Source organism: Micromonospora sp. WMMC264 (genome assembly GCF_027497275.1).
GTDB classification, from domain to species: Bacteria; Actinomycetota; Actinomycetes; order Mycobacteriales; family Micromonosporaceae; genus Micromonospora; species Micromonospora chalcea.
In genome coordinates this window covers 712,407-739,265 of the sequence record NZ_CP114907.1, presented here as the reverse complement: position 1 = coordinate 739,265, position 26,859 = coordinate 712,407, and the positions used below count along the sequence as shown (strand labels likewise).

Below are 26,859 nucleotides of genomic sequence, written 5' to 3'. Positions count from 1 at the left end.
TCACGCTCATCTCGTCCTGCGCGGTGTGGCCGTCGCGTCGTACAGGCCGTCTTCCTCGGCTTCGGCGGTCATCCGGTCGAGCGTCCGGCGGCGTGCCTGCCGGGTCCGCTCCTGGTAGTCGAGAACGTCCCGGAGCATGACTCGCCGGTGACGGCCGCGCATCGTGTGCGGCATCTCGCCCTCGGACAGCAACCGGACCAGCGTGGGCCGGGAGATGTTGAGCAGGTCTGCCGCCTCCTGGGTCGTCAGCATCGTGTTGTGCGGTGCGATGGAGATCGCAAGCCCTTCGGACAGTGCCGTCACCACGTCCCGCAGCACTCCGTACAACTCGTCGGGGATCTCGATCTCGGACCCGTCCGGCCCGACCAGCCTGGCCCGCGCACGACCGCTGGCGCTCCGCAGTTCGTGCACGAACCGGGCCAGCTCAGCCGGGTCGTCCGGAGGAAGGACGGTACGTTCACGCAGCGCGCTGCTCATGACCACAAGGGTATCGCTATTCGAAAAAAACGCAACGCGTTCAGCGCGCGTGACGGGTGGGCGTGACGAGTGAGTGATTTCGCTCCACGCATCCGAATAGCGCCGCGTACTCGAAGATGTGAGCATGCGGATCCTCATGGCCGGCGTGTCCGGCTTCCTCGGCACCCGACTGGTCGACTGCCTCACCGCGGACGGCCACCAGGTCACCCGCCTGGTCCGCCGCCCACCACGCACACCCGCCGAGCGCCAGTGGAACCCGTCCGCCGCGCAACTGGACCCGCAGTGCGTCGCCGAGGCGGACGCGGTGGTGAACCTGGCCGGGGCCGGGGTGGGCGACAAGCGCTGGAACGACGAGTACCGGAAGCTGATCCGGACCAGCCGCGTGGACAGCACCACCACGCTCGCCATCACGATCGCCGGTCTGCCCGCCGCGGACCGGCCCGCGGTGCTGCTGAACTCCTCAGCGGTCGGCTGGTACGGCAACACCGGTGACCGCGCGGTCACCGAGGAGGCGCCGGCCGGTGAGGGGTTCCTCGCCGACGTCTGCCGGGTGTGGGAGGCCGCGACCCGGCCGGCCGAGGACGCGGGCGTACGGGTGGTGCGCCTGCGTACCGGACTGCCGCTGCACCGCGACGGCGGCCTGCTGAAGCCGCAGCTGCTGCCGTTCCGGCTCGGCGTCGGCGGCAAGCTGGGCAACGGGCGGCAGTGGCTGCCGTGGATCTCGATGCGGGACTGGCTGAACGCGGCGAAGTTCCTGCTCGACCGCGACGACGTGGCGGGCCCGGTCAACGTGGTCGGACCGGCGCCGGTCACCAACGCCGAGTTCACCCGGGAACTCGCCCGTCAGCTGCACCGCCCCGCGATCATGCCGATCCCGGCGGTGGCGCTGAAGGTGGTGCTGGGCGGCTTCTCGCAGGAGGCGCTCACCAGCACCCGGGTGCTGCCGGGCGTACTCGACAAGTCCGGCTTTCCCTGGACGCATCCGGACCTGCCGGGCGCGCTGCGCGCCGCCCTCACGGAGTGAGCCCGCGAGGGCGGCGCGGCGTGGCCGTTCAGCAGCCGATCACCCAGTACGCGGGCCCGGTCTGCTTGAGCGTGCTCGTGTAGAAGGTGTTGTAGAGGCCCATCCGCTGCCCGCTGCCCAGCGCGTAGGCGTACCCGCCGGACTGGTAGGCCCGCCCGGCCACCACGTGCGCGTAGTTGCTGGCGGTGACGCAGACCGGCGCGCCGGTCGGCGATGGCGTGGGCGAGGGCGACGCGGTGGGCGTGGGTGACGCGGTCGCCGTCGGGGTCGGGCTCGGCGAGGCGCCGCCACCGCCGAGCCCGAAGAAGACCGCGTCCCGGTACGTCGAACAGATGGTGTCCAGGAAGTACGCCCCGGCGGTGCCGCACTGGTCCGCGCCGGTACCCGGGTCGACGGGGGTGCCGTGGCCCATGCCGGAGACCCGGTAGAGGCGGACCTGGTCGTTGCCGTAGACCTCCAGGCTCGTGCCGGACGGCAGCGTGGACGTGCTGGTCGGGGTGGTCGACAGGCCCAGCACGTTCGTCCACTGGTCCCGGGACTCGGCGGCGTTCGCGGTCGCCACAGTGGTGTCGCTGGTGCCGTGCCAGATCGCCACCCGGGGCCGCTTGCCGGTGTAGCCGGCGTACGCGCCGCGGACCAGGTCGCCCCACTGGGCCGGGGTCTTGTCCACACCCGGGTTCATGCAGCTGAACGCCGTGACGGTGCTGGTCGCGCAGCGGTACGGGATGCCCGCGATGATCGAGCCGCCGGCGAAGACGTCGGGGTAGGCGGCGAGCATGGCCGCGCTCATCGCGCCGCCGGCGGAGAGGCCGCTGACGTACACGCGGGCGCCGTCGGTGCCGTAGGTGGTCCTGGCGTAGTCGACCATCTGCTTGATCGACAGCGCCTCGCCCTGGCCGCGCGCGGTGTCACCGGTCTCGAACCAGTTGAAGCAGGAGTTGGCGTTGTTGCCGCTGGGCTGCTGCGGCGCGATGAGCGTGAACTTCCACTGGTCGGCGTACTTCTGCCAGCCGGAGTTGGCGACGTAGGTCGAGGCGTTCTGCACGCACCCGTGCAGCAGCACCACGGCGGGCGCGCCGGCCGGCAGGCCGTCCGGGCGGTACGCGTACATGGTCAGGTTTCCGGGGTTGGAGCCGAAGCCGGTGACCTGGGTGAGCGAGGCGGCCTGGGCGGGAAGGGCGGCGACCAGCGCGGTGGCCGCGGCCAGCACGACCCCGGCCGCCGCCCCGGCGACGCGGGCGATGAGGGATGAGGAGCGGGGCACGGGAACCTCCCGATCGTGGAATGTGAACTGAGTCACCTCCGGGTTGCCGCGACGTTACGGCTGTGTTTCGTCACACCGGAATGGCCGCCGCTCACACATTCACGACCGCCGAAGTGTGCGGGTGAGTTTCGTGTCCGGGCGGTCTGCCCAGGTCCGGTTGGTAACGTCCGCTGCGTGCCGTCCTCCCCGTTCCTGGCCACCGGGCCGTCGACGACCCGCGTCCGTGACCGGCGGGCCGACCTGCTGGTGACGCTCGCCGCGCTGGCCCTGGCCTTCTGGGTCACCAGCGGCATGTGGCGTGATCCGAACAGCCGTGCCATCACCGTCAACTCCAGCGACCAGGCGCTGTTCGAGTGGCTGCTGGCGTTCGGCGGGCACGCGCTCACCCACGGGGAGAACCCGCTCTACACCACGCTGATCAACGTCCCGGACGGGGTGAACCTCGCGGTGAACACCTCGATCACCGTGTACGCGGCGGTCTTCGCGCCGCTGACGTACCTGATCGGGCCGCCCGCGACGTTCCTGGTGATCCTCACGCTCAACCTCGCCGCCACCGCGGTGGCCTGGTACTGGCTGCTGAGCCGGTACCTGGTGCGCAGCCGGCTGGCCGCCGGTGTGGGGGCGCTGTTCATCGCCTTCTGCCCGGCGATGGTGTCGCACGCCAACGCGCACCTGAACTGGACCGCCGGCTGGCTGGTGCCGCTGCTGATCTGGGGCGTGTTCCGGCTGCGCCGCCCCGGCCGCGCGGTCACCGGCGGGATCGTGCTCGGGCTGCTGGTGGCGGCCGCGTTCTCGATCGCCGCCGAAGGGCTGTTCTTCACCGCGCTGGCGCTCGGCGTGTTCCTCGCCGTCTGGGCGCTGCACCCGGCCCGGTGGCCGGAGGCACGCGCCGCGCTGCCCCGGATGGCGGCCGGGCTCGGAGTCACCGCGCTCGTCGCCGGAGCGCTGCTGGCGTACCCGCTCTGGCTGCACTTCCTCGGGCCGCAGCGGTTCCACGGCACCGGCTTCGATCCGCTGATCCACTCCGAGGACATCGCCGCGTACGGGTCGTACCCGCGCCGGTCGCTGGCCGGCTGGGCCGGGTGGGGCACCTCGCTGGCGCCCAACCCGACGGAGGAGAACTCGTTCTTCGGCGTACCGCTGCTCGTGCTCGGCCTGGCCTGCTTCGCGCTGCTGTGGTGGCGCGCGGACCGGGCGTTCCGGGCCACCCTCGCGGCGCTCGGGGTGACCGCGGTGGTCTTCGCGGTGCTGTCGTGGGGGCCGACGGTGAAGTGGAACGGCCGCCGTTTCGACCAGACGCTGCCGTTCGGGGTGCTGGACAACCTGCCGGTGATCAACGCGGCGCTGCCGTCGAGGCTGGCCCTTGTCGTCGCGCCGGTGATCGGCCTGCTGCTGGCGTACGCGATCGACTCGCTGCGCGCCCGGCCGCCCCGGCACCGCGCCGTCGGCGTGGCCTGGGCGCTCGGGTTCGTCGCCGCGCTGCTGCCGCTGGTGCCGACGCCACTGCTGACCAGCGTCCGCGAGCCGATCCCGGCGTTCATCACCAGTGGCGCCTGGCAGCGCTACGTCCCGCCCGACGGGGTGCTGACCCCGCTGCCGCTGACCGTCGACGTGTACCCGGACGGGCAGCGCTGGCAGGCGTACGCGCTGGCCCACCGGCAAAGTGAGTTCCGCATCCCGGCCGGGTTCTTCCTCGGCCCGGGCGGTCCGGAGGGCCGGGGCCGGATCGGGCCGGTGCCGCGCACCTTCGACTCACTGATGGACCAGGCCGGCCGGACCGGGCTGGTGCCGATCATCACCGACGGCAGCATCCGCGAGTCCCGGGCGGACCTGCGCCACTGGGGCGTGCGGGCGGTGGTGCTGCCGGACCGGGTGCACGGCGCGAAGTACGACGTCGACGAGGACGCGCTGCGGCGTACCGCCACCGCGCTGCTCGGCGAGCCGGAGCGGGTGGAGGACGTCTGGCTGTGGCGGGTGCCGGACTGACCGCCACCTCGGCCCGATGGCGACGAGGCTCACGGGTCCGGTTCCCGGGGGGCGGGACTAGGCTGGACGGGTGAGCGTGACGACTTCCGGGCTGACCGCCGTCCGCGCCGGCCTGCTCGACTACCAGGCCGCCTGGGACGAGCAGCGCCGGCTGCACGAGGCGGTGGTGGCCGGCGAGCAGGGCGACACGGTGCTGCTGCTGGAGCACCCCAGCGTCTACACCGCCGGCAAGCGCACCGAGCCGTGGGACCGCCCGATGGACGGCACCCCGGTGGTGGACGTGGACCGCGGCGGGAAGATCACCTGGCACGGTCCGGGGCAGCTCGTCGGCTACCCGATCGTCCGGCTGCCCGACCCGGTCGACGTGGTCGCGTACGTCCGCCGCACCGAGCAGCTGCTGATCGACGTGTGCGCCGAGTTCGGGCTGGCCGCCGGCCGAGTCGAGGGGCGCTCCGGCGTGTGGGTGCCGGAGGACGACAGGGGCCCGGCCCGCAAGGTGGCCGCCATCGGCATCCGGGTGGCCCGCGGCGTCACGCTGCACGGCTTCTCCGTCAACTGCGACTGCGACCTGGGCTTCTTCGACCGGATCGTGCCCTGCGGCATCCGCGACGCCGGGGTCACCTCGCTGACCGCCGAGCTGGGCCGGCCGATCACCGTCGCCGACGTGCTGCCGGTGGTCGAGCGACACCTGCCGACGCTGACGCAGGTCTGAGCCCCGTGCGGCTCGACCTGGTCACGCTCGTCGTCGCCGAGTACGACCCCGCGATCGCGTTCTTCACCGAGGTGCTCGGGTTCGAGCTGGCCGAGGACAAGCCCTCGCTGACGAACGACGGCCGGCCCAAGCGCTGGGTGGTGGTACGCCCGCCGGGCGGTGGCACCGGCCTGCTGCTGGCCCGCGCCGACGGTGAGCACCAGGCCGGTGCGGTGGGCGACCAGACCCACGGCCGGGTGGGTTTCTTCCTCCAGGTCGACGACTTCGAGGCGGTGTACCGCCGGATGGCCGACGCGGGGGTCGAGTTCGTCCGGCCGCCCCGCACCGAGCCGTACGGCCGGGTCGCGGTCTTCCGCGACATCGCCGGCAACCTCTGGGACCTGCTCGGCCCGGCCTGACCGCCCGGTCCGGCCGATCGGCCCGGCCCGACCGCTCGGCGGCGCGGTGGCCGACCGGTCCGGATCGCCGTCCGCCCAGAACCGCCGCTCGCCCAGCCCCACCCCGCCATCGGTCACGGTGAGTGACAACGCCGCGTCCGCGGCATGTGCCCTCCCGCCGACTTTGCTCTGCAGCCAGATCCGCAACGATCACGCCCGGTCAACCGTTGCGCTCGTGGCTGCAGAGCAAAGGGCGCAGACACCCTTCCCTCCCTCCGGACGGCAGTCGGCCATAACCCCAGCTCAGCGCAATCCGCCGACGCCGAGGGCCTCTCGAGCGCCCCGAAACAACCCTCACCGAGAGTGACTACTAGGCCGAGCGACCTCTCGTCACGCTCAGTGGCAGATCCGAACCGATTCCGGAGGTCGGCGGCGAGACCGCCGGCCCGATGCCGAGCCCGCGCCCGCCATCGGGGTCGGAACCGGGACCGGGACCGGCTAGGAGCGAGCCCGCCGCCGCGGACCGGCACGGAGCAAGCCGCGCGAGGGCGCAGCCGTCAGGGCGCGAGGCGGTGCAGGTCGCGCGGGAAGGCGGTCACCTCCCGGACGTTCGCCGCGCCCGTCAGCCGCGCGACGAACCGCTCCAGCCCGATCGCGAACCCGCCGTGCGGCGGCATGCCGTGCCGGAACGCGTCCACGTACCCGGCGTACGGCTCGACCGGCTCGCCCCGCGCCGCCAGCGCGGCCAGGTAGTCGGCGTGCCGGTGCAGCCGCTGCCCGCCGGTGACCAGCTCCACGCCGCGGAACAGCAGGTCGAAACCGTTCGAGTACGCGGGCCGCGCCGGGTCCGGGTGGGTGTAGAAGGGGCGCTTCGCCATCGGATAGCCGGTGACGAAGAGGAAGTCGCTGCCGTGCTCGCGGAGCGCCCACTCCCCCAGCGCCCGCTCGTGCGCCGGGGCCAGATCGGGTTCGGAAGGCGGCGCGCCGGCGATCGTCAACGCCTCGGTGAAGTGCACCGCTGGGATCTCGGCCGGCACCTCCGGCACCGTCACGCCGAGCGTGGCCAGCGCACCGTCCGCCCGGTCGGCGACTGTCGCCACCATCCCGGCCAGGGTGTCCCGCAGCACCGCCATCACGTCCCGGTGGTCGGCCACGAACCCCAGCTCGACGTCGAGCGACGTGTACTGGGCCAGGTGCCGCGCCGTGTCGTGCGGCTCGGCGCGGAACACCGGCCCGACCTCGTACACCCGCTCGAAGACGCCCACCATGAGCTGCTTGTAGAACTGCGGTGACTGGGCCAGGTAGGCGGGCCGCCCGAACCAGTCCAGCGTGAACACGTTCGCCCCGCTCTCGGTGGACGAGGCGACCACCTTCGGCGTGTGCACCTCGACGAAGCCCTGCCCGTCGAGCGTGGCCCGGAAGCCGGACACGGCCGCCGCCGAGATCCGCAGCGCGGCGGATCGGCTCGGGTGCCGCAGCGCGACCGGCGCGTGGTCGAGCTGGGTGGACAGGCCGGCCGTGAGCACCGGCCGGTACAGGTCGAACGGGGGCGGGACGGCGGGCGGCCCGAGCGGACGTACCGTCGGCTCGACGACCTCGACCCCGGCGGGCGCGGCCGGGTTCGCGACCACCGTGCCGACCACCTCGACGACCGTCTCCTCGGTGAGCGCCTCGACCTGCGCGCGCACGGCGGGCGCGGTGACCACCACCTGGGCGAGCCCGCCGCCGTCGCGGAGGACCAGGAAGGCCACCGACTTGAGCAGCCGGCGGCGGTGGACCCAGCCGGCGAGCCGCACGGTGGCGCCCACATGGGCGGGGAGTTGAGAGGACAGGATGCGTTGCACGACGACTACCTCCTTGACCAATCGCAACGCGATCCCCAGGGAGGTGTGGGCGAGCGGGAACCTCGCGGTGCCACCACACCTTCGCCCCCGCCGGGGCGGGAGCCTCGTTCGTCGCCTTTTCACCGGGGCCGGCCGGGCGGGCTCTACTGGGCGCACAGGCGCTGTTCTTCCCGCAGCTCGGGAGGGTCTTCACGGCCCGGCGCCAGACCGCCTCGCAGCAACCGGCGGCTCTCTCGACTGGCGGATCGGTCCGTTACTCGGCTCCGTCACAGCTCTGCCCGGCACGCTAGCACCGGGCGACTCGCGGTGTGACCGGGATTTTTGGCCCTTCGTGTCCGGTGTCACAGCGATTCCGGGGTGACGGCGGTCGCCCGCCGTTCATCGACCGGCGCCGACCGGCGTACGCTCGGTTTTGTGACGATCGAGCAATCCGCGCCGACGACTGAGCAGCCCGCGCGCCCCGCGACGGTCGCCCCGGAGGGGCGGCGCATGCTGCGGATCGAGGCACGCAACGCCGAGACGCCGATCGAGCGCAAGCCGCCGTGGATCAAGGTCAAGGCCAAGATGGGCCCGGAGTACACCCAGTTGCGCGGGCTCGTCTCGCGCGAAGGGCTGCACACCGTGTGCCAGGAGGCCGGCTGCCCCAACATCTACGAGTGCTGGGAGGACCGGGAGGCCACCTTCCTCATCGGTGGTGACCAGTGCACCCGGCGCTGCGACTTCTGTCAGATCGACACCGGAAAGCCGGCCGAGTTCGACGCCGACGAGCCGCGGCGCGTCGCCGAGTCGGTCGCCGCGATGGGTCTGCGTTACGCGACCATCACCGGTGTCGCCCGCGACGACCTGCCCGACGGTGGCGCCTGGCTCTACGCCGAGACGGTCCGGCAGATCCACGCGCTGCAGTCCGGCTGCGGTGTCGAGCTGCTGATCCCCGACTTCAACGCCGTGCCCGAGCAGCTCGCCGAGGTGTTCGGCTCGCGGCCGGAGGTGCTGGCCCACAACGTGGAGACGGTGCCGCGCATCTTCAAGCGGATCCGCCCGGCGTTCCGCTACGAGCGTTCGCTCGACGTGATCCGCCAGGCCCGCGCCGACGGCCTGGTCACCAAGAGCAACCTCATCCTGGGCATGGGCGAGGAGCGCGCCGAGGTGTCCCAGGCGCTGCGCGACCTGCACGAGGCGGGCTGCGAGCTGATCACCATCACGCAGTACCTGCGCCCCTCCCCCCGGCACCACCCGGTCACCCGCTGGGTCAAGCCGGAGGAGTTCGTCGAGCTGCGCGAGGAGGCCGAGGAGATCGGCTTCGCGGGCGTGATGAGCGGCCCGCTGGTCCGTTCGTCGTACCGCGCGGGCCGCCTCTACCAGCAGGCGCTCGACGCCCGCCGGGAGGTCGTCGCCGCCGGCTGAGGCCGGCCGTCGACCGCGTCACCCGCCGCCGGCCGCCCGCCGGATGCCATGATCACAGGCATGACCGCCGGGGTACGCGAGGAGCCACGCGAGACCGTGCGCTCCCGTACGCCCCGGCGGCTGCCGTTACCGACGCTGCTCGCCGTGCTCGTCGGGTTCGCCGCTGTGGGCTACCGGCTGGCGCTGCTGTTCGCCGACGTGCCACCCACCAACAGCGACGAGGCGACGATGGGGCTGGCCGCCCTGCACATCGCCCGCGGCGACGGCTTCCCGGTGTGGTTCTACGGCCAGGCGTACATGGGCACGCTGGAGGCGTACCTGGCCGCGCCGCTGATCGCGCTGGCCGGACCGTCGGTGCTCGTGCTGCGGCTGCCCACGCTGGCGTTGTACGCGTTGTTCCTGCTGCTGTCCTGGCGGCTGACCCGGCGGCTCGGCGGCGACCGCTGGTACGCCCTGTTGGTCGTCGCCGTGCTGGCGCTCGGCGCGGACCGGGTGGTGAAGAACCAGCTCATCGCCGGTGGCGGCTATCCGGAGCTGAACCCGGCCGGCGCGGCGCTGGCGCTGCTCACCGTCGGGCTCTGCGTGACCGGGGCGGGCGCGCGGCTGCCCCGCTGGGCGGCCTGGGGGCTGATCGCCGGGGTGCTGCTCTGGGTGGACCCGCTGATCCTGCCGTACGTGCTGACGCTCGGCGCGCTGCTGGTGGCGTGGCGGTGGCGGGAACTGGCCGGGCAGGCCGGTGTGGTGCTGGCCGGGGCGCTGCTGCTGGGTATGGCGCCGATGCTGGTGGACAGCCTCCGGCACGGCCGCAACCCGGTGGCCGCCGTGCTGGCGGCCGGTGGTACGGGCGCGTCGGCGGACTGGGCGGACCGGCTGTACGGCGGGCTGGTGCTCGGGCCGCCGCTGGCGATGGGCTTCTGCTCGCCCGGCCGGTGCGCCACCTGGCAGCTCTGGTGGGCGCTCGCGTTCCCGCTGCTGTTGCTGCTCGCCGCGTTCACCGCGTGGCACACCCTGCGACGAACCTGGGGCGGTCCACGCTCGGTGGAGCGGGTGTCGGCCGGGGTGCGGCTGGCGCTGCTCGGCGGCGCGGCCGGGGTCCTCGCCGCCTACGCGGTCAGCAACGCGGCCGGGCGGACGCCGATCGAGAGCAGCCGGTACCTGTCGTGCCTGGCGGTGGCGGCGCCCGCCCTGCTCTGGCCACTGTGGCAGGCCGTCCGCCCACTCGCCGAGGTGGAGTCGATCAAGGCGACCGGCGGGCGGGCGGCCGGGGCTAGGGCCCGGGTGGCGGGTGTCGGGGCGGTGGCGGTGCTCGCAGGTGTGCTCGGGACCGGCGCGGCGACCACAGTGGAGGTGATCCGGGCGGCCCCGGCCGTGCACGCCGAGGCGGACCGGCACCGCTCGCTCGTGGACACGCTCGGCGCGCTCGGCGTCCGGCACGTACGCGGCGGCTACTGGACGTGCAACCGGCTCACCTACGCCACCGGCGAGAACGTGCTCTGCGCCGTGGTCGAGGACGACCTGCGCCCCGGATTCGACCGGCTGCCCGCGTACCGGCGGGAGGTGGCCGCCGACCCGGACGCCGCCTGGGTGGCGCTCGCCGGCTCGCCGCTGGCCGCCCGGCTGGACGCGCGCCTCGGCCCCGAACCGGGCGCGCTCGACGTCGTCACGGTCGCCGGCTGGCGGATCTACCTGCCACGCCGCTGACGCAGGCCCGGTGGCGGGTCGAGCAGACCGAGGCGGTGGGCCAGCGCGGCGGCCTCCACCCGGTTGGTCACGTCCAGCTTGGCGATGATCCGGGACACGTGCACGCTCGCCGTCTTCGGCGAGATGAACAGCCGCTCGGCGATGCGGCTGTTGCTGTGCCCCTCGGCCACCAGCCGCAGCACCTCCCGTTCCCGGCTGGTCAGCAGGTCCGGCCCGGGTCGCCCGGTGCCGCGCAGCCCGACCCGGCGGGCCAGCGTCGCCGCCTGCTCGCCCAGCGGGGTGGCGCCGAGCCGGGCGGCCACCTCGACCGTCTCCCGTACCGCGGCGGCCACGTCGTCCCGCTCGCCCGCCGCGGCGGCCGCCTCGGCCAGCCCGAGCAGCGCCCGGCCCAGCGGGTACGGCTGCCCGGCCGTCCGCCACGCCGCCACCGCCGCCCGCCACTGCGCGAGCGCCCCGGCGGGACCGGTGGGCGCGAGCCCGGCCAGGACGGCGGTGACGTGCGCCGCGTACGCCTGTTCGGCCGGATGCCGGGCGGGCAGCGCGGCGGCCCTGGTGGACACGTCGGCGGCGAGCGTCGCGTCACCGGTCAGCGCGGCGGTACGCGCCACCGCGCCGAGCACCGGCCAGCCCTCGCGCGGCAGGTCGGCCAGGTGCGGGTCGGCCAGGGCGGCGCGCGCCGCGCGTACCGCTTCCAGCTTGTCGTCGGCGGCGAGCGCGGCCTCGACGCGCAGCTCGTGCAGCGGCAGCCGGTGGTTGGGCCACAGGTAGGGGCGGCTGAGGAACGCCAGCGCCCGCCCGACGACCTCGTCGGCGGCGGGGTGGGCGCGGGCCAGGTGCAGCCCGGCGCGCAGTTGCAGCCAGTGCAGCCCGGAGACGCCCGGCGGGTCGATGCGGGCCGCCTCGGCGCAGGTGGCGTCCGCCTCGTCCCAGCGGCCCAGCGCGATCAGCGCCTCGGCCCGGTTCGACAGCAGGTACGCCCCGATCGAGCGGCTGATGCCGACCCGGCGCGCCTCGGTCACCCCGGCCGCGGCCGCCTGCTCGGACTCGTCGTAGCGGCCCAGCTCGTAGAGCACGTCGGAGAGGAAGACCAGCGCGCTGACCAGGGCCCACGAGTCACCGGCGGCACGGGCCCGCGCCTCGACCCGGCGCAGCTCGGCCAGCCCGCGCTCCGGCGTGCCGTCGAGGCGGTGCAGCAGGGCGATCCGGGTGGGCAGCAGCACCAGGTCGGTGCCGACCTCGGACGCGCCGGCCGCGGCTTCGGCGGCCACCGTGGCGGCCTCGCGCGGGTCGACCTTCATCAGGTGCGACGCGATGTCGGCCAGCACGGCGAACCGTTCCGGGCCGTCGGGGGCGCCGGCCGCCAGCCGGTACGCCTCGCGCAGCTCGGCCGCGCCGTCGCTCTTGCCGAGCAGCGCGAACAGCCGGCCCCGGTGGTCGAGCAGGCGGGCGGCGCGCAGCGGTTCGGCGTCGGAGTCGACCTCGGCCAGCGCGGCCCGGGTGAGCGTGAGCGCCCGGCTGAGGTCACCGGCGGTGACCGCGGCGGTGAGCGTGTCCTCCAGTACCCGCAGGTGGTCCATGCCGAGCCGGTCGGCGGCGTCGGGCACCTGCTCCCACAGTTCGAGGACGCGCTCCAGCAGCCGGCTCTGCTCGGCGTACGCGTACCGTTCGGCGGCTGCCTCGGCGGCGACCCGGGCGGCGGTGAGCGCGCGCGGGTGGTCGTGCGCCGCGTACCAGTGGTGGGCGATCTCGGCCGGCGCGCGACCGGCGGCGACCAGGTGGGGTTGGGCCTCGATCGCGGCGGCGTACCGGGCGTGCAGCCGGGCGTGCTCGCCGGGCAGCAGGTCGTCGTGCACCGCCTCGCGGACCAGCGCGTGCCGGAACTCGTAGTCGCCGTCCGGGTCGGCCACCACGAGCTGACCGGCGACGGCGGCGCGCAGCGCGTCCTCCAGTTCGGCCTCGGGCAGGCCGGCCACCTCGGCGAGCAGCTGGTGGGCGAAGCGGGTGCCGCCGGCGGCGGCGATCCGCAGCACCCGCTGGGCCGGCTCGGGCAGCCGGTCGACGCGGGCCAGCAGCAGGTCGCGCAGCGTCTCCGGGATGGTGGCGCAGCCGACCGGGCCACCGGCGGCGGCCAGCTCCTCGATGAAGAACGGGTTGCCCTGGGTGCGTTCGTGCACGTCGTCCACGGTCCGGGCGAACTGCTCGACACCGAGCAGGTCGGCGAGCACGGCGGCGGTGCCGTCGCGGTCGAGGCGGCCCAGCTCGATCCGGTCCACGCCGCGGACCCGGTCCAGCTCGGCGAGGAACGGCCGCAGCGGGTGCCCGCGGTGCAGCTCGTCGGTGCGGTACGTGCAGACCACCAGCAGGCGGGTGGCGCGGGCGGCCCGCACCAGGAAGCCGATCAGGTCGCGGGTGGAGCGGTCGGCCCAGTGCAGGTCCTCGATCACCAGCACCAGCGGGCGTTCCTCGGCGATGCGCCGGAACAGGTCGGCGACCAGGTCGAACAGGTAGCCGCGCGGGGTGTCGGCGAGGGCCGGCCCGGCGGGCGCGGCGACGCCTGCGGGCATCCGGGCCAGCTCCGGCAGCAGCCGGGCGAACTCCGCCTCGTAGCCGGCGAACGCGGCCGGCCCGTCGTGGCGCAGCACGTCGCGCAGCGCGGCCGCGAACGGGGCGAACGGCAGGCCGGCCTCGCCCAGTTCCAGGCACTGGCCGACCAGCAGCCGCGCCCCGGCGGTGTGGACGTGCGTGCCGAACTCCTCCAGCAGCCGGGTCTTGCCGACCCCGGCCTCGCCGCCGACGAGCACGGTCGTCGGGTCGCCGGAGCGTGCCCGGGCCAGCGCGTCGCCGAGCACTGTCAGCTCGGGCCGGCGGCCGACGAGGACGGTGCTGGCGGCGCGTACTGTCACGCCGTCGAGCATGCCACGGCCCCCCGACGGCCTCGCCTGGCCGATCGGGCGGTCGGTGGCCGCCGGCCCGGCCGCCCCCGTGACGGCCGGACCGGCGACGACCGCCGGCGCGGTCACCGGCGGGCGTCGGTGATGCGGGCGTGGTGCTGTCGGCGGCTCAGCCAGCCGCGCGGGTGCCGTCGGGGCAGCGACCGGGCCAGCCGGTCCTGCGCCGCGTCGGCCTGCAGTTCAGAGGCGTGGCTGCGGTGGATGCTGAGGATGAACTCCGCGTCGTTGCCGAACATGTCGGATCTCCCTGTCGTGGGTCTGTCGTCGCTGTCGAGATCCACTTTTCGCGCGAAGGTGCCCCCGGCACATGGGTACGCCGCCTGATCTTTGCCCCCGCCGCCTCCTTACCTGAGGGCCGACGAGGGGCCGCGCGGCCGTAAGGTACTCAGCCCGCTCCGGAAGAGGCGGCCACGGATCAACGTGACGTGCGCCGACCACTAGACTCTGCGGCATGGCAAAGCCCCAGGAGAAGGTCTCGTTCGGCCAGCGGCTGAAGCAGATCGGGATGGTGTTCCGGTTCACCGCCAAGCAGGACAAGTGGTTCGCGCCGCTGACGGCGGCGGCGGTGCTGATCCCGCTCGCGCTCACCGTGGTCGCGGTGATCGCCTGGGGCTGGATCTGGTTGCCGATCGGCATCCTGCTCGCCCTGCTGGCCGTGCTGATCGTGCTCAACCTGCGCTCCAACAAGGCGATGATGAACGCCGCGGAGGGGCAGCCGGGCGCGGCGGCGCAGATCATGGAGAGCATGCGCGGCGACTGGCGGGTCACCCCGGCGGTCAGCTCCACCACGCAGATGGACATGGTGCACCTGGTGGTGGGCCGCCAGGGCGTGATCCTGCTGGCCGAGGGGAACCCGCAGCGTGTGCGTGGCCTGCTCGGCCAGGAGAAGCGCCGGCTGGCGAAGGTGATCGGCACGGCGCCGCTGCACGACTACGTGATCGGGCAGGGCGAGGGTGAGCTGCCGGTCCGCAAGCTGCGGATGACGCTGATGCGGCTGCCCCGCGCCCTGTCCCCGAAGGACGTCAACGCGCTCGACAAGCGGCTCAAGGCGCTGACCGCGCGGCCGCAGATGCCCAAGGGCGCGGTCCCGAAGAACATGCGGCCGCCGCGTGGCGCGTTCCGGCAGACCCGGGGTCGCTGACCTTCGGCGTACGCGAGAAGGAGCCGGTCCCGTGCGGGGCCGGCTCCTTTCTTGTGCGGGTCAGCGGCGCGGCGCGTCGGTGACGACGGCGCCGGCTAGCCGGTCGTGCAGGCCGCGCTTGTGCTCGTCCATGAGCAGGGCCGGCACGACGAGGGCCAGCAGGAGTCCGCGCAGCAGCCCGCGGAGCAGCCCGATCCGGCCGCCGTCGGCCCAGGCGACGCAGCGCAGCCGGGTCAGGTACATGCCGGGGGTCTGGGCGAACAGGCCGATGAAGAAGCCGTACTCCAGGATCAGCACCAGGACCGGCGGCCAGCCGTCGCGGACCGGGTCGGAGAAGGCCCGGGCGACCATCAGGCACAGCACCCAGTCGATGATCAGGGCACCGAAGCGGCGGCCGAGGCTGGGCGGAGTGAAGGCGGGGTCGGCGGCGGGCGGCACCGGTGTGGCGGCGGTATCGGTCACAGCGGCCAGGGTAGCGCCGCCGCAACCCCTGACGAAAAATCCGACATTCGCCACCAGAGCGTGCCGGAGTGACGCTCCGCAAGCGACGTAACACGGCGGAAACAGACGAGACACGGCCGGGCAACCCCCCGGCCATAGCGTCGCCAGTAGTTAGCTACCGGAGTGGACCTGCCAGGAGGACGTGTGTTCGCCAATTCCGAGGAACTCCTGCGATACCTCGCCAACGAGGACGTGAAGTTCGTCGACGTACGTTTCTGTGACCTGCCCGGCGTGATGCAGCACTTCAACCTGCCGGTCGAGTCGTTCGACGACAGCGTGTTCACCGACGGCCTCGCCTTCGACGGCTCCTCGATCCGCGGGTTCCAGGCCATCCACGAGTCCGACATGCTCCTGCTGCCGGACGTCGCCACCGCCTTCATCGACCCGTTCCGCACGCAGAAGACCCTCGCGCTGAACTTCTTCATCCACGACCCGTTCACCCGCGAGGCCTACTCCCGCGACCCCCGCAACGTCGCCAAGAAGGCCGAGGCCTACCTCGCCGCCAGCGGCATCGCCGACACCGCCTACTTCGGCGCCGAAGCCGAGTTCTACATCTTCGACTCCATCCGCCACGAAACCTCCGCCCACCAGTCGTTCTACTACATCGACTCGATCGAGGGCGCCTGGAACAGCGGCCGGATCGAAGAGGGCGGCAACCGCGGCTACAAGACCGCCTACAAGGGCGGCTACTTCCCGGTGCCGCCGGTCGACCACTACGCCGACCTGCGTGACCGGATCGTGCGGCGCCTCGTCGACGGTGGCTTCACCGTCGAGCGGTCGCACCACGAGGTCGGCACCGCCGGCCAGTCGGAGATCAACTACAAGTTCTCCACCCTGCTGCACGCCGCCGACCAGCTCCAGTTGTTCAAGTACATCGTCAAGAACGAGACCTGGGCCGCGGGCAAGACCGCCACGTTCATGCCCAAGCCGCTGTTCGGCGACAACGGTTCCGGCATGCACACCCACCAGAGCCTGTGGCGCGGCGGCGAGCCGCTGTTCTACGACGAGACCGGCTACGCCGGCCTGTCCGACACCGCCCGCTGGTACATCGGCGGCCTCCTGCACCACGCCCCCTCGCTGCTCGCCTTCACCAACCCGACGGTGAACTCCTACCGTCGTCTGGTGCCCGGCTTCGAGGCGCCGGTGAACCTGGTCTACTCGCAGCGCAACCGCTCCGCGTGCACCCGCATCCCGGTCACCGGCAGCAACCCGAAGGCCAAGCGCGTCGAGTTCCGGGTGCCGGACCCGTCCAGCAACCCGTACCTGGCGTTCTCGGCGATGATGATGGCCGGCCTGGACGGCATCAAGAACAAGATCGAGCCGCCGGCGCCGATCGACAAGGACCTGTACGACCTCCCGCCGGAGGAGTGGGGCGACGTCAAGCAGGTCCCGGGCTCGCTGCCGGAGGTGCTCACCGCGCTCGAGGCCGACCACGACTACCTGCTCGACGGCGGCGTGTTCACGCCGGACCTGATCTCGACCTGGGTCGAGTGGAAGCGGGCCAACGAGGTCGACCCGGTGCGCCTGCGCCCGACCCCGCACGAGTTCGCGATGTACTTCGACTGCTGAGCACGCTCGTCAGCACCGGCCGGGCCGGCTCCGCGATGGCGGAGCCGGCCCGGCCGTTTCACGCGGCTCGGCGGCGCAGTGCCGCCCGGACTCCGGCCACCGCGACGACCACCACCAGCACCGTCATCAGCACCGCGCCGGGCGCCTTGGTGAACCGGGCCAGGTTGGTGCCGTCGGGCAGCGTGAGCAGCGAGACCGCCGCGCAGGGGGCCACGAACCACACCTCCCGGGCCAGCGGCACCGCCGCGACCGCGAGCAGCGTCAGCGGCCAGATCGCGTACCAGGGGTGGAAGACCGGTGCGAGCAGCACGGTGGCGGCGAGCGCCAGTCCCGCGCCGAGCAGCGCCACCCGGGGCCGGGCCACTGTCAGCCGGGCCACCCGCTGCCGGCTGTCGTTGAGCCGCCGCAGCGCCGTCCACGCCCGCCACCAGAGCGCGACGAGGGTCCCGGCCAGCAACGCCAGCGCGACCGTCCGGACCACCGGCACGGCCGAGGGCCGCTGCCCGGCCAGTTCGCCGGCGTAGTCGATGACGAACCCGATCGCGGTGGGCGGTGAGGTCCACTGCTGCGAGTCGCCGCTGTGGCCGAGTCCGCCGATCCAGCCCAGCCCGAGGCCGGTGGCGAGTGAGACGACGAGCAGCGTGCCGAGCACCGACGCGGCCAGTTGCCCGCCGTCGCGCAGCAGCGCCCGCCAGGTGTAGCGGCCGAGCACGGCGGCGAGCGCCGCGAACGGCAGCGCCACGACCGCCACCGCCTTCACCGCCACGGCCAGGCCGAGCAGCACCCCGGCGACCAGCAGCGCGCGCGGCTTGCCCGGCAGGCGGACCAGCACCAGCAGGCCGAGCAGGAGCAGGCCGAGCGCGAGCGCGTCGTTGTGCGCGCCCGCCACCAGGTGGATCCCGACCAGCGGGCAGGCGAGCACCAGCCAGGCGGCCCGGCGGGTGGGCACGCCGGCGGCCCGGACCAGGCCGGGCAGGCAGAGCGCGGCCAGCAGCACCCCGGCCACCGCTACCAGCCGCAGCGCCACGACGGTCCCGATCAGGCCGCCGCCCGCGAGGACGGCGAGCCCGGCCAGCAGCACGAAGAACGGCCCGTACGGCGCCGGGGTGTCCCGCCAGATCGGCGACACCGAGTCGGTCCACGGGCAGCCAGCCGCCGCGACCCCCACCCGGTACGGGCTGAGGCCCTGCGTCCACGTCCAGCCCTGGCAGGCGTACGAGTAGACGTCGCGGCTGCCGATCGGCGGCGCGGCGAGCAGCGGCAGCGACCAGAGCCCGGCGGTCACGTACGCCCACCGGCCGGACGGCGCGCCCCACCGCAGCGACCACCAGGCGCCGACCAGCAGCAGCGTCCCGGCCAGCCAGCAGCCGAGCGTCAGCGGCCCGTTCGGGGCCGCCCAGATCGCGGCGAGCGTGCTGCGCGGGGGCGGGCCGGGCAGCGCGCCGCCGAGCCACCCGGCGACGGTGAGCAGCACCGCCCCGGCGAGACCGGCGTAGCGGGCGACGGCGGCGGCGATCGGCCGGACCGGTCCGTCGACCTCGCTCACCGGCACACTCCTCAGTCCGCGGGAACCGGCTGCCGGCCCTTGCGAGCCGACCGTACCAACCAGACGACCACGCCGATCACGAACAGCGTCATCAGCGGCGCACCGGGCATCTTGCTGTACCGGGCCAGCCCGGTTCCGTCGGCGAGCACCAGGAACGACGACACCACGGTGACGATCGAGAACCAGAGCGTGCGGTGCGCGGTGGCGGCCAGCACCGCCAGCGGCCACAGCCAGTACCAGGGGTGGAACAGCGGGGACAGCGCGACGGTGGCGGTGAGCGCCAGCGCGGCGTGCCAGAACGGCTCACCGCGACGCAACGAGCGGAACCACAGCCAGATCAGCACCCCGACCAGCACGACCATGCCGATCGCCCGGGTCACCGGCAGCGCGTCGACGTGCACCCCGAACGGCGCCAGCAGATAGCCGACGGTCTGCCCCACCGCTGTCGGCGGCGACGTCCAGGCCACCACCAGGCTGCCCTGCTCCAGCCCGCTGATGAACCCCAGCCCCAGGCCGGAGACGAGCGTCACCCCGGCCAGCGCCACGAGCGATCCACCGACCACCCACCCGCCGTCGCGGACCAGCGACCTGATCCGGTACGCCCCGACGATGGCGGCGAGCGCGGCGAACGGCATCACGACCAGCGCGGTGACCTTGACGGCGGCTGCCAGTCCGAGCAGCGCCCCACCGGCGAGCAGCGGCCAGGGCCGCCCCGGCCGGGCCGCCACCACTGCCAGCCCGGCCACGAGCAGGCCGATCATCAGCGCGTCGTTGTGCGCGCCGGATATCAGGTGCACGGGCACCAGCGGGCTGGCCAGCGCCAGCCACAGCGCCCGCCGCGGCGGCACCCCGCAGCGGCGGGCCAGCACCGGCAGCGCCCACGCGGTGAGCGCCACCCCGGCCACGGCGAGCAGCCGGAACAGCGCGACCGCGCCGAGCAGCGACCCGGTCGCCTCCACCACCGCACCGGCGAGCAGCACGAACAGCGGCCCGTACGGCGCCGGGGTGTCCCGCCAGATGTAGGAGATGGTGTCCAGCCAGGGGCAGGGCAGCGCCGACACGCCCTGCTCGTAGGGGTTGATCCCGGCCGAGAAACTGGCGCCCTGGCAGGCGTACGCGTACACGTCCCGGCTGCCCAGCGGCGGCGCGACGAGCATCGGCAGCAGCCACAGCGCCACTGTGACCAGCACCCAGCGCGACGACGGCACCCGGTCCCGCAAAGACCACCACGCCCACGCCAGCAGCCCGGTGCCGACCAGCCACAACCCGATGATCAGCGGCCCGTTCGGGCCCTGCCAGATGCTGACCGGGGTGGGACGCAACTCGCCGTCGGGCAGGGCGCCGCCGAGGAACGCGGCCACGGCGAGCAGCACCGAACCCGCCAGGCCGATCCAACGCGAGAGGTGGTGAGGCACGCCCGACATGCTGCCAGTACGGTGGTTCGCGATCAGGAGGTGGGCATGCGGGGCGGTCGGGTGGTGGCGGTGTCCGCCGCGTTCGCGCTCGTCCTCGCCGTGCTCCACCTCACCCTGCCGGTCACCGGCTCGGACCTGTCCGCCCAGGTCGCCCGCGCCGACTTCTTCGCCGCGCACCCGTCCGCCCTGGTCGACCTGCGCTGGTACGGCGGCGTGCACCCGTGGGGCTACAGCCTCGTCTCGCCGCCGCTGATGGCGCTGCTCGGCGTACGCGTCACCGGCGCGCTGGCCCTGCTCGCCTCCGCCACCGCGTTCGCCGCCCTGCTGGTGCGGACCCGGGTGCCCCGACCGCTGCTCGGCAGCCTGGTCGGCGTGGTCACGATCGCCGGCAACCTGGTCTCCGGCCGGGTCACGTACGCCCTCGGCATCGCGTTCGGCCTGGCCGCGCTGCTCGCGCTCACCGTGCCCGCCCGACGTGCTGCCGCCGTCGACGCCTCCGGCACCGGTGCCGGTGCGGCCGGTGCCGCTGCTGGTCCGGCCGGCCCCGGCGCGCCGGCCTCCCCCGTCGGCATCTGGGCGGGCCGGAGCGTCTGGGCGGCCGTCGCCGCCGTTGTCGCCGCGCTGCTCGCCTCCGCGGCCAGCCCGGTGGCCGGGCTGTTCGTCGGGCTCGCCGGCGTCGCGCTGCTGCTGAGCCGCCGGTACGCCGACGGCCTGCTGCTCGCCGTACCCGCGGCCGGACCGCTCGCCGTGACCGGGCTGCTGTTCGGCGAGGGTGGCTGGATGAACATCAGCCGCACCGACACCGTGCACGCCGTGGTGACGAGCCTGCTGGTCGCGGCGCTCGTGACGTACCGGCCGGTGCGGGTGGGCGCGCTGCTGTCCGCGGCCGGGGTGCTGGCGTCGGCGTTGCTGCCCACCCCGGTCGGGCTGAACGCCACCCGCCTGGTGGTGATGTTCGCGCTGCCGCTGCTGGCCGCCGCGGCGACGCCACCGGCGAGGCTGGGCATCCCCCGGTTGCCCCGGACCGCCGGTGCGGCCGGGCTGGCCGCGCTGCTCGCGGTCGTCTGCTGGTGGCAGCCGCCGGTGGTCACCGCCGACCTGCGCAGCGCCGACGATCCGACGGCCGAGCCGGCGTACTACGCGCCGCTGCGCGCGGAACTGGCCCGGCGCGGGCTCACCGGACGGGTGGAGGTGCCGCCGACCCGCAACTACTGGGAGGCGGCCCGGATGGGCGAGGTGCCACTGGCCCGGGGCTGGCTTCGCCAGGCCGACATCGACCGCAATCCGCTGTTCTTCACCACGGTGCCCGGCGCGGACGGCACCGGCATTCCGCTGACCCCCGTCACCTACCGGGACTGGCTGGCCGACAACGCGGTGCAGTACGTGGCAGTGCCCGACGCCGAGTTCTCCTGGGTGGGGCGATCCGAGGCGGAGCTGGTGGAGACGGGCCTGCCGTACCTGACCGAGGTCTGGTCGGACCGGCACTGGAAGCTGTACGCGGTGGCCGAGCCCACCCCGGTCGTCGGCGCGCCGGGTGAGCTGATCAGCCAGGACGGCGCCTCGATCACCTTCCGCGCCCCCGCCCCCGGCCCGATCCCGATCCGGGTCCGCCACGATCGCTGGCTGACCGCCTCAGGCGGCGCCGAAGTCACCCAAGACGGCAAGTGGACAACGGTGACGGTCCCCCGAGAGGGCACCTACACCCTCACAAGCTGATCCCGGCGGAGATCTTGGTACGAAATGGCCCCCATAGGGGCCGTTCCCTACCAAGATCTCTCGGCTTTCCTGAGATTCGGAAAGCATTTCTCGCGTGTCGGGACCAGCAGCGGCAGCGGAGGCGAGGGCGGCCATCGAGGTCCCGGCATCCCGTGGCACCGGGCTGGACCGCCTCGCCCTCTGACCGCCTCCCCGCTGCCGACGACAGGCGACGCAGCTAGGCATTACAGCTAGGGCCGCAAGTGCAAGATCGACGTTGGGACCGGGCGGGGCGAGGTCGAGGGCGGGACGGGGCACGGCCGACGTGAACAAGGCCGAGGGCCGGGCAGGCGCAGCCTAACCAAGAGGCGTGGGCGGGCGCAGGGCCTAGAGGGGGGACTCCAGGATGCGCTGGACGACCGTGCGGGAGTGGCGGCCGGTTCGCAGGTACTCGTCGAGGAACTCGCCCTGGTCCTCGCGCCCCAGCAGCCGCACCACCCCGGCCAGCTCCACCCCGTGCCGGGGCAACTGGTCCCCCGCCCGGCCGCGTACCAGCATCAACGCGTCGCGCACCTCGGCCGCGAGCGTCCAGCCGGCGGCCAGCTCGGCGGCGTCGGTGGCGTCGAGCAGGCCGGCGTCGCGGGCGGCGGTCAGGGCGTCGAGCGTACGGGTGCCGCGCAGCTCGGGGATCCGGCCGGCGTACCGGAGCTGAAGCAGCTGCACGGCCCACTCGACGTCGGCGAGCCCGCCCCGGCCCAGCTTGGTGTGGGTGGCCGGGTCGGCGCCCCGGGGCAGCCGCTCGGTTTCCACCCGCGCCTTGATCCGGCGGATCTCGATGACCTGCTCGCGGGTCAGCCCGTCGGCCGGGTAGCGCACCGGCTCGATCATCGCCTCGAACTCGGCGCCCAGGTCGGCGTCGCCGCAGACGAACCGGGCCCGCAGCAGCGCCTGCGCCTCCCACACCCGCGACCAGCGCGCGTAGTACTGCGCGTACGCGGCGAGGCTGCGTACCAGCGGGCCCTGCCGGCCCTCGGGGCGCAGGTCGGCGTCCACACCGAGCGGCGGGTCGGGGGCGGGCGCGGACAGCAGCCGGCGCAACTCCTCGGCGATGGCCTGCGCCGCCGCGCTCGCGGTGCTCTCGTCCACGCCGGGCGGCGGGTCGTAGACGAACAGCACGTCGGCGTCGGAGAGGTAGTTGGACTCGTACCCCCCGAGCCGGCCCATGCCGATCACCGCGAAGCGCAGGCCGGGCGGTCCGGGGTGGACGGTACGGGCGGCGCGCAGCGCGGCGGCCAGCGTGGCGTCGGTGACGTGGGACAGCGCGGTGCCCACCGCCGTCACGTCGACCACCGTGGGCCGCCGCTCGCCGCCGCCGACCGGGCGCGGGGTGAGCGGCGCGAGTGAGCCGGCGCGGCTGAGCACGTCGGCGGCGGCGATGCGGACCAGTTCCCGGCGGCGCAGCGCACGGACCGCCCGGATCGCCTCGACCGGGTCGTCGTGCCGGGCAGCGGCCGCGGCGAACCCGTCGACGAGCGTCTCGCGCGGGCGCGGGGTCAGTTCGCTGTCCTCGGCGAGCAGCCGCAGCGCCTCCGGCTCGCGGGACAGCATGTCGGCCGCGTACCGGGACGAGGAGAGCACCCGGGCCAGGCGGCGCGCCACCGGGCCGGAGTCGCGCAGCAGGCGCAGGTACCACGGGGTGCTGCCGAGCTTGTCGGACACCTGCCGGTAGTTGAGCAGACCTCGGTCCGGCTCGGGGGCGTCGGCGAACTCGTCCAGCAGCACCGGCAGCAGCGTGCGCTGGATCGCGGCGGTACGGCTGACGCCGCCGGTGAGCGCCTGCAGGTGCCGCAGCGCGCCGGCCGGGTCGGCGAAGCCGAGCACCTCCAGCCGGTGCCGGGCCGCCTCTGGCGTGAGCCGCAGCCCTTCGGCCGGGACCCGGGCGACCGATTCCAGCAGCGGCCGGTAGAGCAGTTTGGCGTGCAGCCGGCGTACCTCGGTGGCGTGGGTGACCCACTCGGCGCGGAACTCCTCGACGGCGCTGCGGCCCGGCGTGGCCGCGTAGCCGAGCGCGGCGGCGAGCCAGCGCAGCGCGGCCGGTTCGGTCGGCACGGTGTGGGTGCGGCGCAGGGCCTGGAGCTGGAGCCGGTGCTCGACGGCGCGCAGGAAGCGGTAGCCGCGCAGCAGCGCCTCCCCGTCGGCGCGGCCCACGTAGCCGCCGGCCACGAGCGCGCGCAGCGCCGGCACGGTGCCCGGCACCCGCAGCGACTCGTCGCCCCGGCCGTGCACGAGCTGGAGCAGCTGGACGGCGAACTCGATGTCGCGCAGCCCGCCCGGACCGCGCTTGATCTCGCGTTCCAGCTCCTTGGGCGGCACGTTGTCGAGGATCTTGCGGCGCATGGACCGGACGTCCTCGACCGCCTCGGGGCGTTCGGCGGCGGTCCAGACGAGCGGGGCTAGCGCCTCGATCCACTCCCGGGCCAGTTCCAGGTCACCGGCGGCCGGGCGGGCCTTGAGCAGCGCCTGGAACTCCCAGGTGCGGGCCCAGCGCTTGTAGTACGCGAGGTGGCTGGCGAGCGTGCGGACCAGCGGGCCCCGGTTGCCCTCGGGACGCAGCGCCGCGTCGACCGGCCAGGCCACCAGCCCGCAGATCTGGATCAGCCGGGTGGCGATCTGGGTGGCGGCGGGCAGGTCGTCGTCGGTGGCGGAGACGAAGATGACGTCGACGTCGGAGACGTAGTTCAGCTCGTCGCCACCGCACTTGCCCATCGCCACCACTGCCAGGCGAGGGCGCGGCGTGCCCTCGGGCAGCTCGTCGGCGGCGATGTCGTAGGCGGCGGCCAGCGTGGCGTCGGCCAGCCCGGACAGCGCCGCCATGGTCTGCTCCAGGCCGCGCCCGCCGGTCAGGTCGGCCGCCGCGATCCGCAACAGCGCGAGACGGTACGCCTGCCGCAGCAGCGGGACCGCGCCGGTCATGGTGGTGAGCCGGGCGGCCACGCTCAGGTCGAGCCGCCCGTCCGCGGTGGGGGCGAGCCCGTCCGGCTCGGTGGCCAGCACCGCCCACTGCCCCGGGTTGGCGACCAGGTGGTCGCCGAGCGCGGAGGAGGCGCCGAGCACCGCGATCAGGCGGCGGCGCAGCCCGGGGTCGGCGGCCAGCGCGTCGCGTACGGCCACCTCGTCGCCGGAGCGCCGCTCGGACTCGACCAGCCGGTGCAGCTGACGCAGCGCCAGGTCCGGGTCGGCGGCGCGGGACAGCGCGGCGAGCAGTTCGGCGGCGCGTTCGTCGGCCGGCTCCTGCGTCTCGGGCCGCCACAGGTCGAGCCCGTCCGGGCCGAGCAGGTCGGCGGCGCGCGTGGCGCCGTCCCCCTCGGCGAATCCGTAGCGGGCCAGGCGCCCGCGGGCCGGCCGGGTCACCGTCAGGCCCCGAGCAGCGGCAGGCTGCGGCGCGGGTTGTCGTCGCCCAGTTCGCCGAGCGCGAGCGCGGCGAACCGGATCGCGAACGGCTGCCACGCCTCCTCGACGTCGGCCATCACCCGGTCGCAGGCGGCCACCACCAGCTCCGGGTCGTAGTCCAGCTCGGCCAGCACCGCCGAGTCGCGGGACCACTCGGCGATCATGGCGGTGTCGCACTCGATGTGGAACTGCAGGCCCCAGGCCCGATCGCCGAGGCGGAACGCCTGGTGCGGGTAGCGGGTGGACGCGGCCAGCAGCGTCGCGCCGTGCGGCAGCTCGGTGATCTCGTCGGCGTGCCACTGGAGCACGTCGGGCATCAGCGGCACGTACCGGAACAGCGGATCGTCCTCGGCGGCGTCGCGCCGGCCCACCAGGGCCGGGCCGATCTCCGGCCCGGACGGGCTGCGCTCGACCAGGCCGGCGTGCGCGGTGGCGAGCAGTTGCGCGCCGAGACAGATCGCGAGCGTGGGCACCCGCTGGCGGACCGCCTTGCGCAGCAGCCCCTCCAGCGCCGGGAACCAGGGCGCGCCGGGGGCGCCGTCGGACCCCGGGTACGCCTGCTGGTCGCCGCCGAGCACCACCAGCGCGGCGTATCCCTCCAGGTCGGCGGGGAGCGCGTCACCGGCGTGCGGACGCAGCACGCGCAGTTCCAGGCCCCCTTCGGTGAGCCACTCCCCCAGGCGGCGGAGGTCGTCGGTCGGGTCGTTCTCGATCACCAGCGCGGTCGCCACGACGTCGAGGCTAACCGGTGCGGCCGACAGGGCACGGTCCGGCAGGCCCTAGGCTCGCGATCGTGCCCGACGACTGCCTGCGCCCACCGGCCCTGCGTCCCGGCGACGCGGTGATGCTGGTGTCCCCGTCCGGACCGACCCGTCCCGAGCGGGTGGCCCGTGGCATCGAACTGCTCACCGGCTGGGGGCTGCGTCCGGTGCCCGCGCCGAACGCGTACGCCCGGCGGGGTTACCTGGCCGGCGACGACGCGCTGCGGGCCGCGGACCTGAACGCGGCGTTCGCCGACCCGGAGATCCGTGGGGTGATCTGCACGCGGGGCGGCTACGGCGCGCAGCGGGTGGTGGACCTGATCGACATGGCGGCGGTACGCCGGGACCCGAAGGTGGTGGCCGGGTTCTCCGACATCACCGCGTTGCAGTTCGCGCTCTGGCGGGGTGCCCGCCTGGCCGGGGTGCACGGCCCGGGGGCGGCGTGGCGGGACGAGCGCACCCCGCTCCGCTCGGCGGAGTCGCTGCACGCCGCGCTGACCAGCGCCGAGCCGGTGACGGTGGCGGCGGTCGAGGCGGAGGAGACGTACCCGGTGCGGGTGCCCGGCCGGGCCGAGGGCCGGCTGATCGGCGGCAACCTGTGCCTGATCACCGCGTCGATCGGCACGCCGGACATGCCGGACCTGACCGGTGCGATCCTGCTGGTCGAGGAGGTGCAGGAGCCGCCGTACAAGATCGACCGGATGCTCACCCACCTGCGTCGCTGCGGCGCGCTGGACGGGATCGCCGGGGTGGCGGTGGGCCAGTTCACCGAGTGCGCGGACGGCTGGGACACCACTGTCGTGGACGTGCTCACCGACCGCCTGGGCGACCTGGGCGTGCCGGTGCTCGGCGGCCTGCCGATCGGCCACGGCCCCGACCAGCTCACCGTCCCGGTGAACACCCCCGCGGTCCTGGACGCCACCACAGGCACCCTGACGGTGACCTCCGCCGTCCGCTGAAGCCGAGCCCCGGCGCCGGCCCGGCCCCGGCCCCGGCCCCGGCCCCGGCCCCGGCGATCATGAAGTTAGCGGCAGTTCAGAG

The 26,859-nt window shown here is 74.2% G+C and carries 20 protein-coding genes; 10 read left to right on the top strand and 10 right to left on the bottom strand.

Annotated elements, in window-relative coordinates; genetic code table 11:
• Positions 1–6 precede the first annotated feature (6 nt).
• Positions 7–477 (bottom strand): helix-turn-helix domain-containing protein, encoded by a 471-nt coding sequence (locus tag O7542_RS03515; protein ID WP_043331068.1) that lies wholly within the window; start codon positions 475–477, stop codon positions 7–9.
• A 124-nt stretch (positions 478–601) separates the two neighbouring features.
• Between O7542_RS03515 and O7542_RS03510 the strand changes: the two genes are divergently transcribed.
• Positions 602–1,501: a TIGR01777 family oxidoreductase gene (locus O7542_RS03510; RefSeq protein WP_281605700.1), complete on the top strand. Its 900-nt coding sequence runs from the start codon at positions 602–604 to the stop codon at positions 1,499–1,501.
• A gap of 28 nt (positions 1,502–1,529) precedes the next feature.
• Here the strand turns inward: O7542_RS03510 and O7542_RS03505 are convergent, their stop codons facing one another.
• Positions 1,530–2,765, bottom strand: coding sequence for a PHB depolymerase family esterase (locus O7542_RS03505; protein ID WP_281605699.1), 1,236 nt, complete (start codon positions 2,763–2,765; stop codon positions 1,530–1,532).
• A 174-nt stretch (positions 2,766–2,939) separates the two neighbouring features.
• On the opposite strand from O7542_RS03505, the gene O7542_RS03500 reads away from it, so the two are divergent.
• From O7542_RS03500 to O7542_RS03490, 3 genes are all read left to right on the top strand, one after another.
• Positions 2,940–4,751, top strand: coding sequence for a DUF2079 domain-containing protein (locus tag O7542_RS03500; protein ID WP_281605698.1), 1,812 nt, complete (start codon positions 2,940–2,942; stop codon positions 4,749–4,751).
• Between the two features lie 70 nt (positions 4,752–4,821).
• The gene (lipB, locus tag O7542_RS03495; protein WP_043329324.1) at positions 4,822–5,463 is read left to right on the top strand and encodes a lipoyl(octanoyl) transferase LipB; all 642 of its coding nucleotides are present in this window, start codon (positions 4,822–4,824) and stop codon (positions 5,461–5,463) included.
• A 5-nt stretch (positions 5,464–5,468) separates the two neighbouring features.
• Positions 5,469–5,861: a VOC family protein gene (locus O7542_RS03490; protein WP_043329322.1), complete on the top strand. Its 393-nt coding sequence runs from the start codon at positions 5,469–5,471 to the stop codon at positions 5,859–5,861.
• Positions 5,862–6,397: 536 nt separating this feature from the next.
• Here O7542_RS03490 and aspS read toward each other — a convergent pair.
• A complete protein-coding gene (gene aspS, locus O7542_RS03485) occupies positions 6,398–7,684 on the bottom strand; it encodes an aspartate--tRNA(Asn) ligase (RefSeq protein WP_281605697.1) in 1,287 nt (428 codons plus the stop codon).
• 357 nt (positions 7,685–8,041) lie between these two features.
• On the opposite strand from aspS, the gene lipA reads away from it, so the two are divergent.
• Both lipA and O7542_RS03475 read left to right on the top strand, forming a co-directional pair.
• Positions 8,042–9,088 (top strand): lipoyl synthase, encoded by a 1,047-nt coding sequence (gene lipA / locus O7542_RS03480; RefSeq protein WP_166456624.1) that lies wholly within the window; start codon positions 8,042–8,044, stop codon positions 9,086–9,088.
• A 60-nt stretch (positions 9,089–9,148) separates the two neighbouring features.
• On the top strand, positions 9,149–10,789 hold the full coding sequence (locus O7542_RS03475; RefSeq protein ID WP_281605696.1) for a DUF423 domain-containing protein: 1,641 nt from the start codon (positions 9,149–9,151) through the stop codon (positions 10,787–10,789).
• On the opposite strand, the gene O7542_RS03470 is transcribed toward O7542_RS03475, so the two are convergent.
• Positions 10,771–13,692, bottom strand: coding sequence for a helix-turn-helix transcriptional regulator (locus O7542_RS03470; RefSeq protein ID WP_231915625.1), 2,922 nt, complete (start codon positions 13,690–13,692; stop codon positions 10,771–10,773). The genes O7542_RS03475 and O7542_RS03470 overlap by 19 nt on opposite strands.
• 113 nt (positions 13,693–13,805) lie before the next feature.
• Complete coding sequence (locus O7542_RS03465) at positions 13,806–13,976, bottom strand: hypothetical protein (protein WP_166456627.1); 171 nt, start codon at positions 13,974–13,976, stop codon at positions 13,806–13,808.
• Positions 13,977–14,191: 215 nt separating this feature from the next.
• On the opposite strand from O7542_RS03465, the gene O7542_RS03460 reads away from it, so the two are divergent.
• Positions 14,192–14,881: a DUF4191 domain-containing protein gene (locus O7542_RS03460; protein WP_043329318.1), complete on the top strand. Its 690-nt coding sequence runs from the start codon at positions 14,192–14,194 to the stop codon at positions 14,879–14,881.
• Positions 14,882–14,941: 60 nt separating this feature from the next.
• Here the strand turns inward: O7542_RS03460 and O7542_RS03455 are convergent, their stop codons facing one another.
• Positions 14,942–15,319, bottom strand: coding sequence for an RDD family protein (locus O7542_RS03455; RefSeq protein WP_219996752.1), 378 nt, complete (start codon positions 15,317–15,319; stop codon positions 14,942–14,944).
• A 207-nt stretch (positions 15,320–15,526) separates the two neighbouring features.
• Here O7542_RS03455 and glnA point away from each other — a divergent pair, with 207 nt between their 5' ends.
• Positions 15,527–16,951: a type I glutamate--ammonia ligase gene (gene glnA / locus O7542_RS03450; RefSeq protein WP_043329312.1), complete on the top strand. Its 1,425-nt coding sequence runs from the start codon at positions 15,527–15,529 to the stop codon at positions 16,949–16,951.
• Between the two features lie 58 nt (positions 16,952–17,009).
• Here glnA and mptB (O7542_RS03445) read toward each other — a convergent pair whose 3' ends face one another.
• Positions 17,010–18,497, bottom strand: a complete 1,488-nt coding sequence (gene mptB / locus O7542_RS03445) for a polyprenol phosphomannose-dependent alpha 1,6 mannosyltransferase MptB (protein ID WP_281605695.1) — start codon at positions 18,495–18,497, stop codon at positions 17,010–17,012.
• Between the two features lie 11 nt (positions 18,498–18,508).
• On the bottom strand, positions 18,509–19,912 hold the full coding sequence (gene mptB / locus O7542_RS03440; RefSeq protein WP_181373801.1) for a polyprenol phosphomannose-dependent alpha 1,6 mannosyltransferase MptB: 1,404 nt from the start codon (positions 19,910–19,912) through the stop codon (positions 18,509–18,511).
• 45 nt (positions 19,913–19,957) lie between these two features.
• Here mptB (O7542_RS03440) and O7542_RS03435 point away from each other — a divergent pair, with 45 nt between their 5' ends.
• A complete protein-coding gene (locus O7542_RS03435) occupies positions 19,958–21,628 on the top strand; it encodes a hypothetical protein (protein WP_281605694.1) in 1,671 nt (556 codons plus the stop codon).
• A gap of 366 nt (positions 21,629–21,994) precedes the next feature.
• On the opposite strand, the gene O7542_RS03430 is transcribed toward O7542_RS03435, so the two are convergent.
• Together O7542_RS03430 and O7542_RS03425 are read right to left on the bottom strand one after the other, a co-directional pair.
• Positions 21,995–25,018: a bifunctional [glutamine synthetase] adenylyltransferase/[glutamine synthetase]-adenylyl-L-tyrosine phosphorylase gene (locus tag O7542_RS03430; protein WP_281605693.1), complete on the bottom strand. Its 3,024-nt coding sequence runs from the start codon at positions 25,016–25,018 to the stop codon at positions 21,995–21,997.
• Positions 25,019–25,020: 2 nt separating this feature from the next.
• Complete coding sequence (locus O7542_RS03425; RefSeq protein ID WP_030504183.1) at positions 25,021–25,788, bottom strand: type 1 glutamine amidotransferase; 768 nt, start codon at positions 25,786–25,788, stop codon at positions 25,021–25,023.
• 59 nt (positions 25,789–25,847) lie between these two features.
• Here O7542_RS03425 and O7542_RS03420 point away from each other — a divergent pair, with 59 nt between their 5' ends.
• Positions 25,848–26,777 (top strand): LD-carboxypeptidase, encoded by a 930-nt coding sequence (locus tag O7542_RS03420; protein WP_187693103.1) that lies wholly within the window; start codon positions 25,848–25,850, stop codon positions 26,775–26,777.
• Positions 26,778–26,859 lie beyond the last annotated feature (82 nt).